Raw genomic sequence first — 13336 nt, 5'->3', positions numbered from 1 at the left:
CGCCGTCACCCGCGGCGCGCCCGCGTCTCGCGCGAGCGGAAGAAGTGGAGCAGCGGCTCCACGTACCCCTCGCCGGTGCGCACCGCCACCTCGTCGATCGCCAGGCGCCGCAGCAGCCGGCGGCGCTCCTCGCGGTCCGCCATCACCCGCTCGGCGAACCACGCGCGCAGCGCCGGATCGGCCGTGTCGCGCTCGACCACGACGCCCGTCTCCGGATCGAGGAAGCGCGCGAGGCCGACGTCGGGGAGCGCCAGCTCGCCCGGATCCTCCACCGTCACCGCGACGACGTCGTGCCGCAGCGCGAGGCGCTTCAGCGGCCGCTCGAGGTCCGGATCCTGGAAGTCGGAGATGAGGAACAGGATCGCCTTGTGGGTGAGCAGCCGGCCGAGGTAGTCGGCGGCGACGGCGATGCTCGTGCGGCGGCCCTGCGGCTCGAACACCAGCACGTCGCGCAGCAGCCGCAGCGCATGGCGGCGTCCCTTCCGCGGGCGCACGACGTGTTCGATGCGGTCGGTGAACAGCAGCGCGCCCACGCGGTCGTTGTTGCGCACCGCGGACAGTGCGAGCACTGCGGCGAGCTCCGTCGCCAGCTCGCTCTTGAAGCGCCGCTCCGTGCCGAACCGCTCGGAGCCCGAGAGATCGACGGCGAGCATCACGGTCAGCTCGCGCTCCTCCTCGTAGCGCCGCACGAACGGGCGGCGCATGCGCGCGGTGACGTTCCAGTCGATCGAGCGCACCTCGTCGCCGGGCAGGTACTCGCGCACCTCGGCGAACTCCATGCCCTGCCCCTTGAACACGGAGCGGTACTCACCGGCGAACAGCGAGTTCACGAGCCCGCGCGTGCGCACGTCGATGTGCCGGATCTGTCGCAGCACGTCGGGCGGGATGCGCGAGCGCGGATCGCTCGAGCGCGGATCGCCCGAGCGGCGGTCCGCGCCGCCCTCCTCCGCCGCCTCGCGCCGCGCCAGCACCTCGGCCGACGCGCGCGCGCGCTCGGGCTGCAGCGCCGCGCCGCCGGCGCGCCGGCCGCCTAACGACTCGCCAAGGCGGCGGAAGATCCTCACGGGCTCTCCACGCGCGAGAGCACGCGCGCGACGATGTCGTCGCTCGTCACCTCTTCCGCATCGGCCTCGAACGACGTGAGCACGCGGTGGCGCAGCACGTCGGGCGCGATCGCCTTCACGTCGTCGGGCGTCACGAACGTGCGGCCGCGCAGGAACGCATGCGCGCGCGACGCCTGCGCGAGCGCGATCGACGCGCGCGGGCTGGCCCCGAACTCGATGAGCGGCGCGAGGTCGCCGAGCCCCGCTTCGGCGGGCGCGCGCGTGGCGTGCACGATCTCGACGATGTAGTCGACGATGCGCTCGTCCATGTACAGCTCCGCGATGCGGTGGCGCGCGTCGAGGATCTGCTCCGGCGTCGCCGCGGGCTGCACGGTGATCGGCGTGCCGCCCGCCATGCGCCGCATGATCTCCTTCTCCTCGTCGCGCGACGGGTACCCGATGCGGAGCTTCAGCATGAACCGGTCGAGCTGTGCTTCGGGGAGCGGGTACGTGCCCTCGTTCTCGATCGGGTTCTGCGTCGCGAGCACGAGGAACGGCTCCTCGAGCCGGAACGTCTGCCCGCCGATCGTGACCTGCTTCTCCTGCATCGCCTCGAGCAGCGCGGCCTGCACCTTCGCGGGCGCGCGGTTGATCTCGTCGGCGAGCAGGATGTTCGCGAAGATCGGTCCCTTCTTCACCGAGAACTGCCCCGTGGTCTGATCGAACACCTGCGTGCCGACGACGTCGGCGGGGAGCAGATCGGGAGTGAACTGGATGCGGTTGAACGTCGTGCGGATCGTCTCGGCGAGCGTGCGCACGGTGAGCGTCTTCGCGAGCCCGGGAACGCCCTCGAGCAGCACGTGGCCGCCGGTGAGCAGGCCGATGAGCAGGCGCTCCACCATGTACTCCTGCCCCACCACGCGGCGCGCCACCTGCCGCACCACGCCCTGCACCAGCGCCGCGTCGGCCGACGCGGGAGGGGTCATCGTCGCCACGTTACGTGCTCCGTGATCTGGGCCACCGGGCGTCCGATGTCGCGTGCGCGCCCGTCGGCCGCGTCGATTTCAAGTTCGGGACCGCGCCCGCCTCTGCTGCGTCGGTCGCGCACCCGCCGATACCCTCGTGGCCGCCGGAGGTTCGCCCGGCGGCCACGCAATGGTCGTGCGGTGTCGTTCAGTGGTCGTGGCTGCGGCCCGTTGGTCCGTCGGCGCGCGCCAGCGCCTCGATGACGCGCCGCTCGGAGACCGTGAGGGCGCGGGTCGTTCCTGGTGGCAGCGCGCCGAGTCGCACGGGGCCGAACTGTACGCGCACGAGCCGCTCCACCTGCAGGCCGAGCGCCTCGCACACGCGCCGCACCTCGCGCGTGCGCCCCTCGGCGATCGTGATCTCGAACTCCCACCGGCGCGCGCCGGCGGGGCGCGCGTCGACGTGCACCGGCCGCACGAGCCCGTCCTCGAGCTCGATGCCGCGCCGCGCCATGCGGACCGCTTCGGGAGCGTTGCCGCGCACGAGCGCCACGTACGTGCGCTCCACCTCGGAGCTCGGATGCGTGAGGCGGTGCGCGGCGTCGCCGTCGGTGGTGAGGAGCAGCACGCCCTCGGTCATGAAGTCGAGGCGACCGACGTAGGTGAGCCCCGGCCAGTCGGGGACGAGCTCGAACACCGTCGGCCGGCCCTCGGGGTCCTTCCGCGTGGTGAGCACGCCGGTCGGCTTGTTCAGCACGAGCCACTGCGCGGCGACCGGCGCCGCGACAGGCTTCCCGTCGAGCGTGACGTGGTCTCGCGCCGGGTCGATCACCTGCCCCGTCGTCGCGGGCGTCCCGTTCACGTGCACGCGTCCGGCCGCGACGAGCGCCTCGGCCTCACGGCGCGACGACACGCCGGCTCGCGCGAGCGCGCGCTGGATGCGCATCGGCCCGCGCGCCGCGGGGCGGCCGGGCTCCAGGCGCGGAGGCGGCGCCGCGGGCGCCGCACGGCGCGCCGGACGCTCCTGCGCGGGACGCTCGCGCCCGGGACGCTCTCGCGCGGGACGCTCACGCGTCGGACGCTCACGGGTCGGACGCTCACGGGTCGGACGATCCCGGGCTGGGCGTGCGGGTGTCGCACGTTCGCCCGCGGAGTGGTCGCGGGTGGGACGCTCGCGCGCCGTGAGCTCACGCGGCGGACGCTCCCCCGACGGCCGCGGGCGCGCGGGTCGCTCGCGAGCCGGTCGCTCGCGAGCCGGTCGCTCGCGGGACGGTCGCTCGCGCGACGACCGCTCCTCGAACGATCGCTCGCGCGTCGGTCGCTCCCCGAACGATCGCTCGCGCGGTAGACGCTCCCCGAACGATCGCTCGCGCACTGGACGCTCCCCGAACGGTCGCTCTCTGACGGGTCGCTGTCCGCCCGGCCGCTGTCCGCCCGGCCGCTGTCCGCCCGGTCGCTCTCTCACCGCCCCCTCGCGCCGCGGACGCTCGCGCGGCGCGCGCTCGCTCCCGAACCGCTCGCGCGATTCGCCGGCGTCGCGCGCACCGAACGAACGAGGTCCGCGCGGCCCCTGCGGTCCCTCGCGACGCGCGTCGCCTCGCGCGTCGCGCCGGGGCCGCTCGTCGCGCTGGCGCGGCGGCCCGCCGCGTGCCGGCGCCCCACGCGCCGGCGCACCGTGCCTAACGTCTCCACCGCGGCCTCGCGGCGGACGCACGTCGCGATCTTCCTCGTCGTCGCTCCGCCTAACGCGATCGCTGCCGCCGCGCGCCAGCCGCGCCGGCCGCGCCGGCCGCTCGTCGCGTGCCGCGCGATCGTCGCGGCCGCCCCCACCCGTCGGACGTTCTCTCATACCGGCTTCGGCTCCGTGCGCAACGCCACCGCCAGCTCGTCGGCCCGCGGCAGCTCGTCGAGGTGGCGCAGCGCGAACTGCTCGAGGAACAACGGCGTCGTGCCGTAGAGCAGGGGCCGCCCGAGCCCCTCGGAGCGACCCACGACGTCCACGAGCCCGCGCTCGAGCAGCATCTTCAGCACGCCGCCGACCGACACGCCGCGGATCTCCTCGATCTCGGCACGCCCGATCGGCTGCCGGTACGCGATGATCGCCAGCGTCTCGAGCGACGCGGCCGACAGGCGCTGCGGCCGTTGCGCGAGCTGCGCGCGCTCGATCGCCTCCGTGAACTCGGGCCGCGTGAGCAGCTGCCAGCCGCCGCCCTGCTCCACGAGCTCGAACGCGTGCCCGTCGTCCGGGTCGTCGTAGTGCTGCCGCAGCTCCTCGAGCGCGGCCTCCAGCGCCCCGTCGTCGGCCGACGCGTCGAGCGCCCGGAGCTCGTCGTACGGCACCGGGCGCGTGCTTGCGAACAGCGCGGCCTCAAGCAGCTTCGCCAGCGACGTCACTCGCGATCTCCACCACGGCAAAGGGTCGTGATTGTTCGAGGCGCAGCTCACCGAGCTTCGCCATCTCGAGCAGCGCGAGCAGCACGCTGAGGATCTGCCACGGCTCCGCGTCGGCGCCGACGACGTCCGTCCACCGCGCGCGCCGACGCAGCGCGAGCACGCTCCGCACGGTCACGATCGCGCTCGCCACGTCGAGCGCGCGCGGCACGACGTCGTGGATCGTCGGCTCCTTCGCCGTGCGCAGCACGCGGTCCACCGCCGACAGCAGCTCGCTGAGCGAGAGCGCGAGCGGAGGCGCGCCGGTCGGCAGCATGGCGGCCAGGGCGGGGTTCCATCCGCGCGTGAAGCGCTGCCGTCGATCCTCGCCGAGTCGGTCGAGGTGCTCCACGACCTCGCGCACCTGCTGGTACTCGAGCAGCCGCCGCACGAGCTCCGCGCGCGGATCCTCCCACGCCTCCTCGTCGCCGCTGCGCGGCAGCAGGAGCTGCGCCTTGATGCGCAGCAGTCGCGCGGCCATCTCGAGGTAGTCGGCCGCCTCGTCGAGACCGAGCTCCTTCACGCGCGCGAGGAATTGCTGGGCCACCCGCGCGATGGGGATGTCGTAGACGTCCAGTTGCTCGTCGCGGATCAGCGAGAGCAGCAGGTCGAGCGGCCCGGAGAACTGCGCCAGCTCCACGACGAACGCGCCGGTGCCCGGGACGACCTGCTGCGGCTGGGCGTCGCGCGGCTCGACGACCGGGGCATCGCCCCACGTTAGGCGCTCGTCGTCGCTCACAGCGGGTTCGGCAGCAGGTACGGCGACACGAGCGTGGTCGCCACCGCGTTCAGCGCACCGGCCGGCGCCATCCAGATCGCGAGCACGCCGCGCCCCACCGTGAGGAAGAGGAGCACGATGAGGAACCCGAAGCGCCCGAGCTGCGCGTATCGCAGCCCCCACGCCGGCGGCAGCAGGTACTTCGCGACGTGCGAGCCGTCGAGCGGCGGGATCGGCAGCAGGTTGAAGAACGCCAGGATGAGATTGAACATCACCCCGGCCCGCATCATCTCCTGCAGGATCGCGAGCGACGTCGTCGCCGCGGGCAGCGCGCGGCCGAGCATGCCGAGGGGCACGATGAGTGCCGCGCAGACCGCCGCGAGAACGAGGTTCGTCGCGATCCCCGCCAGCGACACGATGATGTCGCCCCGCCGATAGCTGCGGTAATTGCGCGGGTCCACCGGCACCGGCTTCGCCCCGCCGAAGATGAACCCGCCCGTCAGCGCCGTCATGACGGGGAGGATGATCGTCATGAACGGGTCGATGTGCTTCACGGGGTTGAACGTCAGCCGGCCGAGCTGGTACGCCGTCGGATCGCCCTGCCGGAGCGCGGCGTAGCCGTGGGCGTACTCGTGCGCCACCATCGAGAAGAGCAGGACGGGCGCGACGATGAGGAGGTCGGTGAGGTTCAAGACGAAGCCCCGGGAGTGCCGGCCGCGCCGGACGGCGGCGGCGAGCGCGAAACCTATCGAGGGTGCCCCCCGCGGGTCAAACCGGTGAGATGCGCCAACTGCCTGTCCTGCCTTGACATGCACCGCCTCGGTCGGTAGCCTTCGAGGCTCGCGTGACCCGCGCGCCAACACATCAGGAGAACTCCCAAGTGCCGAATATCGCGTCCGCCAAGAAGAACATGCGGAAGTCGCGCGCCGCCGCGGTGCGCAACCGTGCGCAGCGCTCGGCGCTCCGCACCGCCCTCAAGAAGGGGCGCGCCGACGGCGCGTCCGATGCCGACAAGCTGAACGCGGTCAGCCAGCTCGACCGCGCCGCCCGCAAGGGCCTGATCCACAAGAACAAGGCGGCGCGCCACAAGGCGCAGATCGCCCGCAAGACGGCCGCCGGCGCGCAGTGAGCCTCGGCGCCTAGCGCCACGACACCGGGTCACGAAACGCGGCGGGGTCCCTCGATCGAGGGACCCCGCCGCGTTTTCTCCGCTCGCATGCCCGCCTCACATGGCCGCCAGCTCGCCACCGCACCGCTCGCAGTACCACTCGGTCGGATAGTTCATCTCGCCGCAGTCCTGGCAGCGGAGCGTGCGCTCCTGCCCCGCCCCCGACGCCGCCGGCGGCGGCGCCACCGCACCGCCGAGCGACGCCGCGAGCGCGTCGAGTCGCTGGCCCGTGCCGACGAAGCTCTCGTCGTCCGCCGCGCCGGCCACCTGCTGCCCGCTCGGCCACCCGGCCGCCCGGCGATCCGCGGCAGGTGTCGATGGCGCGGTCTGCGCGGCCTGGGAGGTCGTCGCCGCCGGCGGCGCCAACTCGTCGCGGGCCGCGGCGTCGAACGCGTCGGCGAGCCCGCTCGGTGCCGCACGCTCGGCCATGCGATCGGCGGCCGGCGCGGCGGGGGCGGCCGCGTCGGGCGCCGGAGCCGCCGGGCCGCGGATCTCGCCCGTCAGCGCGACCGGCGCCTCGGGCGACGGACCGCTCGGCGAACCACCTGCCCGCTGCAGCAGCGCGCGCAGCTCGGTCAGCTCCTCGGAGGTGCTCCGTCGCGCGCCATCCAGTTCTCGCACAGCGGCGGCCGCCTCCTGGACGCGGCGCTCCCCCTCGTCCGCCGCGAACTCGCCCACCAGCGTGCGCAGCTCCAGCTCCGCGAGCTGGTCCTGCCGCTCGCCGAGCGATCGCGACACCTCGTCGTAGCGCCGCGCGAGGTCGGCCTCCGCCGCCTGCAGCGGGCCGACGTGCTCGGCGAGCCGATCGCGCACGCCCTGCAGCCGCGTGTCGTAGTCGGCGCGCACGCGATCGAACACGTGCCCCGGCGTCGCGCCACGGCGCGCCTCGAGCGCCGTGAGCCAGCCCTCGTAGCGCTCCCGTTCCTCGATCAGCCCGCGGATCTCGTCCGCGGGCACCGTCATCGCGTTGGTCATCGCTGCCTCTCCCGGCCGGGCGGCCGGTATCGTCGGTGGGACGCGGAATATAGCGCGCGGCGCGCGCGCTCAGTGCGCCACGTCACGCGCCCATGTGGTGTACGACACGACCGTCGACGATCGTGCACACCGCGCGGCCGCGCAGCGTCTGCCCGGCGTACGGCGTGTTGCGCCCCTTCGTGCGGAAGCGCGTCGGGTCCACCACCCACTCGCGCTCGGGGTCGAACACGGTCACGTCGCCGGGGCTCCCGCGCCGCAGCGTCCCGCCCGGGAGATGGAACACGCGCGCCGGTGCGCATGCCATCTTCTCCACCAGCGTCGCGTAGTCGATCACCCCGGGCTGCACGAGCCACGTGACGAGCACCGCGAGCGCCGTCTCCAGCCCCACGATGCCGTTGGGCGCGTCCGCGAACTCGCGCTCCTTCTCGTCGTAGTGGTGCGGCGCGTGGTCCGTCGCGACGACGTCGATCGTGCCGTCGCGCACCGCCTGCTGCAGCGCTTCCACGTCCTCCGCGGTGCGCAGCGGCGGGTTCATCTTCGCGTTCGTGTCGTAGCCCTCCACCGCCTCGTCGGTCAGCGACAGGTGGTGCGGGCACACCTCCGCGGTGACGTTGATGCCGCGCTCCTTCCCCCAGCGAATCAGCTCGACGGAGCCCTTCGTGCTCATGTGGCACAGGTGCACGTGGCCGCCCGTGCGCCGCGCGAGCAGGATGTCGCGGATGGCCATGATCTCCTCGGCCTCGCTCGGGATGCCGCGGAGGCCGAGGCGCGCCGACGTTAGGCCCTCGTTCATCGCGCCGCCCTTCGCGAGCGTCGGCTCCTCGCAGTGGTCGGCCACCGGGATGCCGAACGTGCGCGCGTACTCCAGCGCCGTGCGCATCATCTGCGCGCTCACCACCGGCTTGCCGTCGTCGCTCACCGCGACCGCGCCGGCGCCCACCATCTCGCCGAACTCGGCGAGCGACTCGCCGCGCTGCCCCATCGTGATCGCGCCGATCGGGTACACGCGCGCGGCTTGGGCACGGATCGCCTGCCGGATGATGAACCCGACCGCCGCCTGGTTGTCGGTCACCGGATCGGTGTTAGGCATCGCGCATACGGCGGTGAAGCCGCCCGCCGCCGCCGCGCGCGCGCCCGTCGCGATCGTCTCCACGTCCTCCCGCCCCGGCTCGCGCAGGTGGCAGTGCACGTCGATGAAGCCCGGCGACACGACGAGCCCCGCGCAGTCGATCGTCTCCGCATCGTCGGGCGTCCCGACGCGCTCGCCCGCATGCTGCACGCGGCCGTCGACGAGCAGCACGTCGCCCGACGGAAGATCGAGTCCCTGCGACGGGTCGAGCACGCGCCCGCCGCGCAGCAGAATGGGTCGCGTCACGCGTCGCCTCCCCGGCCCTTCGCCGCCTCCGCGAGCTCCGGCCGCCCGCCGGCGAGGAGGTAGAGCACCGCCATTCGCACCGCCACGCCGTTGGTCACCTGTTCGAGGATCACGCTGTGCGGCCCATCCGCCACGTCGCTGTCGATCTCGACGCCGCGGTTCATCGGGCCCGGATGAAGGATCAGCAGGTCGCGCGGCGCGCGCTCGAGCCGTTCTCGCGTCACGCCGAACACGCGGTTGTACTCGCGCAGCGACGGGATGTACCCCGCCTCCATGCGCTCCAGCTGCAGGCGCAGCACGTTCAGCGCCTGCGCCCACTCGATCGCCGCCTCCACGCGGTCGAACACCTCGACGCCCAGCTCGTCGATCGCGTTAGGCAGCAGCGACCGCGGGCCGCACACGCCCACCTCGGCGCCGAGCTTCTTCAGGCCCCAGATGTTCGAGCGCGCGACGCGCGAGTGCAGCACGTCGCCCACGATGCACACGCGCAGCCCCTCCAGGCGCCCGAACTTGTCGCGCAGCGTGAGCAGGTCGAGCAACCCCTGCGTCGGATGCTCGTGCGTGCCGTCCCCGGCGTTGATCACGTTCGACTCGATGCGCTCGGCGAGGAACTGCGCGGCGCCGGACGCGCCGTGACGGATCACGACCATGTCGATCCGCATCGCCTCGAGGTTGCGCGCCGTGTCGACCAGCGTCTCGCCCTTCTGCACGCTCGATCCCGACGCCGCGATGCTCACCGTGTCGGCGCTCATGCGCTTCTCGGCGAACTCGAACGACACGCGCGTGCGCGTTGACGCCTCGAAGAAGAGGTTCACGCACGTCTGCCCGCGCAGCGTGGGCACCTTCTTGATCGCGCGCTCGCTGATCTCGCGGAACGGCTGCGCGGTGTCGAGGATGAGCCGGATCTGCTCGGCCGACAGCGGCTCGAGCGCGAGGAGATCCTTGCCGAGCTGGGTCGGGGCGACCGGCATCACACCTCCGAGCCCGCGTCGTCGCCGAGCGTCACCACCACGGCGTCGCGCCCGTCGAGCTCCTGCACGAGCACGTCCACCGGGCCCGCCATACCCGCGTCGAGCCGCTTGCCGACGATGTCGGCGTGGATCGGTAGCTCGCGTCCACCGCGATCCACGAGCACCGCGAGCCCGATCCGCGCCGGCCGTCCGAAGTCCGCCAGCTCGTCGAGCGCGGCGCGCACGGTACGCCCCGTGTACAGCACGTCGTCGACGATCACCACGCGCTGCCCGTCGATGTCCACCGGCAGCGACGTCGGCCCGACGACCGGCCGCGGCCCCACCGTCTGGAGGTCGTCGCGATAGAGCGTAATGTCAAGCGCGCCGCGCGGCACGTCCACGCCCTCGCTCTCCTGGATCAGCGCCCCGAGGCGCTCCGCGAGCTGCACGCCTCGCCGCTGGATGCCGACGAGAATCAGCCCGTCCGTTCCCGCGTTCAGCTCGACGATCTCGTCGGCCATCCGCTTCAGCGCGCGCTTCATCGCGCGCGCGTCGAGCACCGTGGTCTGTGTCGTTGCCATGAGCGGCGAATATAACCGCCCGCGGCACCGCCTGGTCGCGCTACGCGACGCTCCCGGCCACGGTCCCCCGCGCGCGCTTCGCGCTCACCCCGCGCACGCCGGCCTCGATCGCGTGCGCCCGTGCATGTCGCCGCTGCAGCTCGTAGAGTCCCGCGCCGCCCCGCGCCGCGGCCATGCACAGGAACGCGCCGGCCGCGAACCGCGCGGCGAGCATCAGTGACGGCTCGGGCACCTCGGCGCAGACGCGGAGCGCCGCGGCCGCCACCGCGACGGCGGCGACCCACGGCGCGGCGACGCGCCACGGCGTTAGGCCCTCGTCGATCCGACGGCCCTGCAGCTCGGTGAGCGCATAGCCGGTCACCGTCATCGCCGCCGCGAGCTCGCACCACCCGCCAGCGGGCAGCGACGCGGCGAGCACGGCCCACGTGGCCCATGCGCCGGGCTGTCCGGCGCGCGCGGCGGCCATCGGCGCCAGCGCGGCGAGCGCCAGGTACAGCCCGAGCAGCGGCAGCGCACGCCGAAGTGCCGGGCCTTCCACCCGTCGCTCGCGGCCGCGCGCGCCGAGCAGCATCGGGTGCAGCGCGGCGAACACGCCCGCGCTCACGGCGAGCGCCGCGACGGCCATCGGGGCCGACGAGACCATCGGCGCGAGGCCGACGAGCGACCACAGCGCCGCCGCCAGGCCGTGCGCGAGCGTCCCGCCACCGGCCGGCCCCCGGCTTGCCCGCGCGCTGCCGACGAGCGACGCGCCGTACAGCGTGAGCAGGATCAACCCCCAACGCGGTCCGTTCGCGTCGAACGCGGAGGCGGCCGACGCGGTGAGCCAGAGCAACGGCGCCGCCACGTACGCGCCGCCGACGAGCGGGAGATCCGGCGCCAGCAGCAGTGCGTCGTTCGATGCCCTCGCTCGCAGCCGACGGGCGAGGAGCAGGAACGCCAGCGCGCCGACCACGCCGCCGATCCCGACGCAGGCGATCGCGGCCAGCGTCACCGGCCGCGCGCCGAGCAGCGCGCACAGCTCGAGCGCCGTGCCGAGGCCCGCGCCGGCGGCCAGGCTCGCCTTCAACACGGTGCGGCCGCGCACCGCGAACGCGAGGAAGTACCCGAGCGGGATGCCACGCAGCGCCGCCAGCGCGAGTGTCGCGAGCGACGGCGCCCACTCGAACCGCGCGCGCAGCGGCCACGCGAACGTCGTCGCCTCGAGCGCCGCCGCGAGCTGCAGCGCGCAGACGTATGCGGCGAGCAGCACGCCGAGTCGGCGACGGACCACGCGCAGCCGCTCCTCCCGCGTGGGGCGCAGGATCACGGGCGCGGCATCGGCGAGTGTGGGGCGTGGCATGCCCGCGAAAGTCTCGGCACCGCGCGGCCGGCACTGAAACGCGCGCACCCGCCGGATCCCGGACGGGATCGGGCGGGCGCTCAGCGGACAGGGAGGGATTCGAACCCTCGAGACGCTTTTGACGCCTACACCGTTTCCAGCGGTGCGCCTTCGACCACTCGGCCACCTGTCCAGCACGCGCCGTCACAGTCGATGGACGCGCGCGCTCCAGCAAGGTCTATCCAGTTTCAGCAAGAAGGGTGGGAGCTTGATCGCTCAAGCTCCCACCCGGACGGACAGGGAGAGATTCGAACTCTCGATACCGTTGCCGGTATGCCGGTTTTCGAGACCGGTGCCTTCAACCACTCGGCCACCTGTCCTTGCAGCCTCAGAATTTAGCCCGACTAAACGTCTGCGTCAACGCGCGGACTGGTCGGTGAACGGACCCTCGAGCGGTGCGTCGATGCGGCCGCGTCGTGCGGCGAAGAAGTCGCGCAGCATCGCGCCGCATTCCTCCTGCAGCACGCCGCCGCGAACCTGCGGACGGTGGTTCAGCCGCGGGTGCCGCAGCAGGTCGCCCACGGAGCCGGCCATGCCCGCCTTGTCGTCCCACGCGCCGAACACTACGCGCGCGAGACGCGCGAGCACGATCGCGCCCGCGCACATGGCGCACGGCTCCAGCGTCACGACGAGCGTGCAGTCGTCGAGCCGCCACCGGCCTAACGATGCGGCGGCGGCGCGGATCGCGAGCGTCTCCGCGTGCGCGGTCGGATCCTGATCGCGCAGCGTACGGTTGGCCGCCGCCGCGAGCAGCTCGCCGTCGCGCACGATGACGGCACCCACCGGCACCTCGGCGTCCCGGGCCGCGTCGCGCGCGCGCGCCAGGGCCTCGCGCATCCAGTGCTCGTCGTCCGTGTCTCGCATGGCGTGAGACTAATCCGCCGCCCGGACGCGTGCGACCGGGTGGCGCGTCCGGCGCAGCGCGCGCACACTGGATGGGAAACCCGCGTTCTCCGGCCCCGTACGATACCCCATGACCGCTCCGCAGACGGCCGGCCCCCAGCCGCCCCAGCCTCCCCAGCTGCCGCCTCCGCCTTCCGGCGCGCCGGCAGACATCGCTCCGGCGCCGCCGCCCGCCGCGCTCGGCCCGACCGCCCTGCAGGGACCGTCGTTTCTCATCGGTGTCCCGCGCACGGCGCAGGAGCTCTCGGCGCTGCGCGCGCGCCGATCGGAGCTGTCCGACCAGCTCGTGTCCGCGACCTCGCGGCGCAACCAGCTCGCGCAGCGGCTTCGCACCGCCGACGGCGCGAATCGCGTCGGCCTCGAGCAGCGGCTCCAGTTTCTCGACCGCCGCATCCTGCAGCTCGAGAACGACATCGCCGTCACCGGCCAGCAGCTCACGGCCGCGCCCGCGAACGTGCTGGCGTCGGGATCGCTGTCCCTGCCACGCGGCGGCCGCTTCGACACGGACTTCGCTGCACGCGGCGCGATGGCCGTCGGCTCGCTGTTCACCATCTTCGTCCTGGCGCCAATGGCGTTCGCCGCCGCGCGACTGATGTGGCGCCGCGCGAACCATCCACGGCCCGCGCACGACCCCGAGACCGTCCAGCGCCTCGCGCGCCTGGAGACGGCCGTGGACACGATCGCGATCGAGGTCGAGCGCGTGGCGGAGGGCCAACGGTTCCTCACGCGCCTGTTCGCCGACGCGAGCGGCGGCGCCGCGATCCCGCCGGCGCCGCCGATCACCGAAGCCGTTCCCGCGGTCGTCCCGGACGAGCGGCGCTACCGGGGCTGATCGCGCGGCTGCACGTCC

15 protein-coding genes and 2 tRNA genes are annotated in these 13336 nt (G+C 73.6%); 2 read left to right on the top strand and 15 right to left on the bottom strand.

Annotation, left to right across the window (positions count from 1 at the left end; all coding sequences use genetic code 11):
- Nucleotides 1-5: 5 nt before the first annotated feature.
- From J421_RS15815 to J421_RS32125, 7 genes are all read right to left on the bottom strand, one after another.
- Nucleotides 6-1064: a DUF58 domain-containing protein gene (locus J421_RS15815; protein ID WP_236646255.1), complete on the bottom strand. Its 1059-nt coding sequence runs from the start codon at nucleotides 1062-1064 to the stop codon at nucleotides 6-8.
- Nucleotides 1061-2029 (bottom strand): AAA family ATPase, encoded by a 969-nt coding sequence (locus J421_RS15810; RefSeq protein WP_104023132.1) that lies wholly within the window; start codon nucleotides 2027-2029, stop codon nucleotides 1061-1063. Before J421_RS15810 ends, J421_RS15815 begins: the two co-directional genes overlap by 4 nt.
- 187 nt (nucleotides 2030-2216) lie before the next feature.
- Complete coding sequence (locus J421_RS32825) at nucleotides 2217-2954, bottom strand: pseudouridine synthase (protein ID WP_025412152.1); 738 nt, start codon at nucleotides 2952-2954, stop codon at nucleotides 2217-2219.
- A gap of 515 nt (nucleotides 2955-3469) precedes the next feature.
- A complete protein-coding gene (locus J421_RS32820; protein ID WP_025412150.1) occupies nucleotides 3470-3838 on the bottom strand; it encodes a hypothetical protein in 369 nt (122 codons plus the stop codon).
- A 15-nt stretch (nucleotides 3839-3853) separates the two neighbouring features.
- Nucleotides 3854-4402, bottom strand: a complete 549-nt coding sequence (gene scpB / locus J421_RS15800) for an SMC-Scp complex subunit ScpB (protein ID WP_025412149.1) — start codon at nucleotides 4400-4402, stop codon at nucleotides 3854-3856.
- The gene (locus J421_RS15795) at nucleotides 4377-5177 is read right to left on the bottom strand and encodes a segregation and condensation protein A (protein WP_025412148.1); all 801 of its coding nucleotides are present in this window, start codon (nucleotides 5175-5177) and stop codon (nucleotides 4377-4379) included. The genes scpB and J421_RS15795 overlap by 26 nt, the downstream gene beginning before the upstream one ends.
- A complete protein-coding gene (locus J421_RS32125; RefSeq protein ID WP_025412147.1) occupies nucleotides 5174-5848 on the bottom strand; it encodes a site-2 protease family protein in 675 nt (224 codons plus the stop codon). Before J421_RS32125 ends, J421_RS15795 begins: the two co-directional genes overlap by 4 nt.
- 188 nt (nucleotides 5849-6036) lie before the next feature.
- Between J421_RS32125 and rpsT the strand changes: the two genes are divergently transcribed.
- Nucleotides 6037-6285 carry a 30S ribosomal protein S20 gene (rpsT, locus tag J421_RS15790; protein ID WP_025412146.1) on the top strand — a complete coding sequence of 83 codons (249 nt, stop codon included), beginning with the start codon at nucleotides 6037-6039 and terminating at the stop codon, nucleotides 6283-6285.
- A 96-nt stretch (nucleotides 6286-6381) separates the two neighbouring features.
- On the opposite strand, the gene J421_RS15785 is transcribed toward rpsT, so the two are convergent.
- From J421_RS15785 to tadA, 8 genes are all read right to left on the bottom strand, one after another.
- Nucleotides 6382-7299 carry a hypothetical protein gene (locus tag J421_RS15785; RefSeq protein ID WP_025412145.1) on the bottom strand — a complete coding sequence of 306 codons (918 nt, stop codon included), beginning with the start codon at nucleotides 7297-7299 and terminating at the stop codon, nucleotides 6382-6384.
- Nucleotides 7300-7381: 82 nt separating this feature from the next.
- Nucleotides 7382-8674 carry a dihydroorotase gene (locus J421_RS15780; protein WP_025412144.1) on the bottom strand — a complete coding sequence of 431 codons (1293 nt, stop codon included), beginning with the start codon at nucleotides 8672-8674 and terminating at the stop codon, nucleotides 7382-7384.
- Nucleotides 8671-9645: an aspartate carbamoyltransferase catalytic subunit gene (locus tag J421_RS15775; protein WP_025412143.1), complete on the bottom strand. Its 975-nt coding sequence runs from the start codon at nucleotides 9643-9645 to the stop codon at nucleotides 8671-8673. Before J421_RS15775 ends, J421_RS15780 begins: the two co-directional genes overlap by 4 nt.
- Complete coding sequence (gene pyrR / locus J421_RS15770) at nucleotides 9645-10205, bottom strand: bifunctional pyr operon transcriptional regulator/uracil phosphoribosyltransferase PyrR (RefSeq protein WP_025412142.1); 561 nt, start codon at nucleotides 10203-10205, stop codon at nucleotides 9645-9647. Before pyrR ends, J421_RS15775 begins: the two co-directional genes overlap by 1 nt.
- Before the next feature lie 40 nt (nucleotides 10206-10245).
- Nucleotides 10246-11544, bottom strand: coding sequence for a hypothetical protein (locus tag J421_RS15765; RefSeq protein WP_148306350.1), 1299 nt, complete (start codon nucleotides 11542-11544; stop codon nucleotides 10246-10248).
- Between the two features lie 84 nt (nucleotides 11545-11628).
- Nucleotides 11629-11716: transfer RNA gene (locus J421_RS15760), tRNA-Ser, on the bottom strand.
- A 100-nt stretch (nucleotides 11717-11816) separates the two neighbouring features.
- Nucleotides 11817-11903: transfer RNA gene (locus J421_RS15755), tRNA-Ser, on the bottom strand.
- 37 nt (nucleotides 11904-11940) lie between these two features.
- Entirely contained in the window at nucleotides 11941-12447 is a 507-nt protein-coding gene (gene tadA / locus J421_RS15750) for a tRNA adenosine(34) deaminase TadA (protein WP_025412140.1), read from the bottom strand.
- A 109-nt stretch (nucleotides 12448-12556) separates the two neighbouring features.
- On the opposite strand from tadA, the gene J421_RS15745 reads away from it, so the two are divergent.
- Entirely contained in the window at nucleotides 12557-13318 is a 762-nt protein-coding gene (locus J421_RS15745; RefSeq protein WP_025412139.1) for a hypothetical protein, read from the top strand.
- Nucleotides 13319-13336: the final 18 nt, after the last annotated feature.

It is taken from the genome of Gemmatirosa kalamazoonensis (assembly GCF_000522985.1).
GTDB lineage: Bacteria > Gemmatimonadota > Gemmatimonadetes > Gemmatimonadales > Gemmatimonadaceae > Gemmatirosa > Gemmatirosa kalamazoonensis.
This window is presented reverse-complemented; position numbering and strand designations above follow the sequence as displayed.